Annotated in this window: 5 protein-coding genes and 1 pseudogene; all 6 read left to right on the forward strand. The window is 66.7% G+C overall.

The genetic code is table 11. The features are described from left to right. The coding region (locus tag DA1_RS30940; RefSeq protein WP_034398405.1) for a hypothetical protein at window positions 1-330 on the forward strand (330 nt) is incomplete at its 5' end. Beyond that, window positions 308-601 carry a hypothetical protein gene (locus DA1_RS28670; protein WP_155294213.1) on the forward strand — a complete coding sequence of 98 codons (294 nt, stop codon included), beginning with the start codon at window positions 308-310 and terminating at the stop codon, window positions 599-601. The genes DA1_RS30940 and DA1_RS28670, both read left to right, overlap by 23 nt. A gap of 3 nt (window positions 602-604) precedes the next feature. Next, window positions 605-943, forward strand: coding sequence for a hypothetical protein (locus DA1_RS30945; protein WP_034392506.1), 339 nt, complete (start codon window positions 605-607; stop codon window positions 941-943). Continuing rightward, window positions 940-1845, forward strand: coding sequence for a ParB/RepB/Spo0J family partition protein (locus DA1_RS28680; protein ID WP_051940649.1), 906 nt, complete (start codon window positions 940-942; stop codon window positions 1843-1845). Before DA1_RS30945 ends, DA1_RS28680 begins: the two co-directional genes overlap by 4 nt. Before the next feature lie 112 nt (window positions 1846-1957). Further along, a pseudogene (locus tag DA1_RS28685) lies at window positions 1958-2224 on the forward strand (phosphoadenosine phosphosulfate reductase domain-containing protein); the annotation flags it as partial. Window positions 2225-2291: 67 nt separating this feature from the next. Beyond that, the coding region (locus DA1_RS28690; RefSeq protein ID WP_162269892.1) for a DNA cytosine methyltransferase at window positions 2292-3054 on the forward strand (763 nt) is incomplete at its 3' end.

Consider the following 3054-nt stretch of genomic DNA (forward strand, 5'->3'; position numbering starts at 1 on the left):
ATCGAAGTCAAGAAGAAAGCGCGCGCCCAGCCCGATGCGTTCCACAAAGGGTGGCGTGTCATGGGCATCCCGCCTGGCAGCCTGGAAAAGGCCCGCGAGGAGCACATCAAGAAGGCGCGCGACGCGGAAAAGCGCGGCAAACCGATTGCGGATTTCGACCAGGGCGCCTGGCTCGCAAAGGCGAAGAAAAAGCCGGTGCGCTCCAAGCCATACGAGGTCATGACCGCAGCGATGCAGTGCAAGGACCTGGCCGAGCGCGGCGGATGGCTCGCCCTGGAACTGGCCGAGGTCACGAAAGGAGCTGTCGATGATTCGCGTTACTCCTTCTGAGCCCTTCTGCGATGACCCCGACGCGCGCTACCTGCGCGAGTCTCCGGGGCCGCTTGCCGAGCCGGAGCGCATCCCGGGCCGCTGGCTCGCCGCTGTGCTGCTGGCCCTGATCGTCCTGTCGTGCAGCGCATGCAGTGCCGCAGATGCGGCCCAGGAGCCCAGCGCCAGCGCGGCGGACCTCAAGCGCGCGGCGGCTTCGGCCTGGCTGTGCCCTGGGATGCACGCGCAATGGCTGGACGCCCAGACCGTGGCCTGTATTCCCGAGAAGTGATCCATGAAAGCCACCAACACCCCTCCCCTGCTGTCCCTGCGCGTCACGGACGTGGCAGCCATGGACGACATCTACCTGGTCGTGGAGCCCGGGGCCGAGCGCTTCGGCGGTTCGCCCACGCTGATCGTGCACTCCATGTCCCGCACCTGGTGCGCCGCCCTGCCCGACGCCGATCCACTCGGCGCGCTCGCTCGCATGGGTCCAGCCAAGCTGCGCGACGCCCTCGAATACAGCCGGCCCACGTCCCGCCTCGACTCCGACCGCATGTGCGACCTCATGACCGACATGTGCGCAGTCATCCCGCTGGCCGTCCAGCAACACATCTACCGCAATCCATCATGACAAACTCCATCCGCCAGATGCTTGCCGCGAAGGTCGCAAAGCGCGCCGACGCGGTGCGAGTCCTCTACGAAGAGATCCACATCGAGCCAGGCTTCAACCTGCGCCTGGGCGGCTCCGAACTCGAAGAGTCCATCGAAGCCCTGGCGCAGCACATCATCGACGGAGGCACCTATCCACCCCTGGAGCTCCGCGTGCGTGATGCGGGCGGCATGTACATCGTGGACGGCCACCGCCGCCACGCAGCCATCGGCCTGGCAATGGAGCGCGGCGCGCCGCTGGAGGATCCACGCGACGGCAAGGTGTGGATTCCGATGGTGCTCTTTGAGGGCAACGATGCCGACCGCACCGCCCGGATCATCACCAGCGCCGCAAACAAGCCGCTCACACCACTGGAAATGGCCGAGGGCTACAAGCGCCTGCGGGCCTTCGGATGGCCCCCAGCCCACATCGCCAAAAAGGTAGGCAAGTCCACAGAGCACGTCCAGCAGTTGCTCGCGCTCGGCGATGCGCCCAACGCCGTCCGCGAGATGGTCACCTCTGGCGATGTGTCGGCCAGCCTGGCCGCGAAGACAGCGCGCAGCCTGGGCGGCGACAAGGCGGCCGAGACCCTGGCCGTCCAGGTGGCAGAAGCAAAGGCCCAAGGCGCCAGCCGCGTGACCCCAAAGACCATCGGCGGCGGCAAGACCAGCGCCAGCCAAGCCCGCGCAGATTCAAAGCACCTCGATTTCCTCATCGCCGAGGGTGCACGCGTGTGCCAAGGCAGCCGCTCGGACCTGGCCACGCCAGAGCCTGGACAGCGCGGCTATTGGCTCGAATGGCCCAGCGGCGCAACACAGCCCGGAATCTTCGAGACCGCGCGCGTTGCAATCGAAACAGCAATCAAGCAGCAGATCACCACATGACCAGCAAGACACACGACATTGCCGCACAGCGCGCGGAGCGCGACCGCCAAGCAGCTCTCAGCGCCAGCCGCCGCGCGCGGTCAATCTGGTGGGAGCAGCAAACCCCGGCCCGCTGCGCCAGATCGCCGTGCGCTGGCCCGAGCACATCGAGCGCATCGCCGAATGGGAGCGCATCGTCAGCGCGTGCTCGAAGCGCGGCGGCTCAACCTTCATGACCGACGCCCACACAGGGCAGGACCGGCGCCAGGTATTCGCAGACCTCAATGTCTGGTCCCGCATTGAGTGGGCCAAGACCACGCGCGGCGGCAGGCAGTACGACCTGCTGGCCGGCCTGGACGAGCCCACTGCATGCGCATCGGCCTACGGCCTGTGCGAGTGACCATCCCCCGAAGCCGCCCGGCCATGCCGCGAGCGGCTTTTTTTTGGCCCAAATTCCGAGGAGCCGCATGCTCACCCCTCAATTTCTCCTGCCCCTCGCGGCCAAGCTGGTGATCGACCTTTTTGCCGGCGGCGGTGGCGCATCGACAGGCATCGAGCAGGCCATAGGCCGGCCAGTCGATGTCGCCATCAACCACGACGCCGATGCCATCGGCATGCACGAGGTCAACCACCCGCAGACCAGGCACTACCGTTCCGACATCCGCGAAGTGGATCCACTGGCCGTGACACGCGGCGAGGTGGTGGGCCTCCTCCACGCATCGCCCGACTGCACGCATCACAGCCAGGCCCTGGGCGGCCAGCCCCGCAACGGGGAAATCCGGTCGCTCGCATGGATCGTCATCCGCTGGGCCGGCAAGACCCAGCCCGATGTCATCACGCTGGAGAACGTCGAGCAGATGATGCAGTGGTCCCCGCTGATCGCCAAACGCGATCCCGAAACGGGCCGCATCATCACGTTGGAGCGCTTGATCGACCCGGCCACGGGAAAATCCAAGTTCCGCGTTGCGGACCCCGGCGAGGTGGTGAAACGTGGCAATCAGTTCCTGGTGCCGGACCCCAAGCACAAGGGCCGCAACTGGCGCCACTTCATCCAGGCGCTGCGTGACCTGGGCTACAAGGTGGAATGGCGGGTGATCTGCAACGCCACCCTGGGCTCCCGCAGCACCCGCACACGGCTGTACCTGATTGCCCGCCGCGACGGCCTGCCCATCGTGTGGCCAGCGCAGACGCACTGGAAGAACCCGAAGGCGGGCCAGAAGCCATTCCGCC

Source organism: Delftia acidovorans NBRC 14950 (genome assembly GCF_001598795.1).
Lineage (GTDB): Bacteria > Pseudomonadota > Gammaproteobacteria > Burkholderiales > Burkholderiaceae_C > Comamonas > Comamonas acidovorans.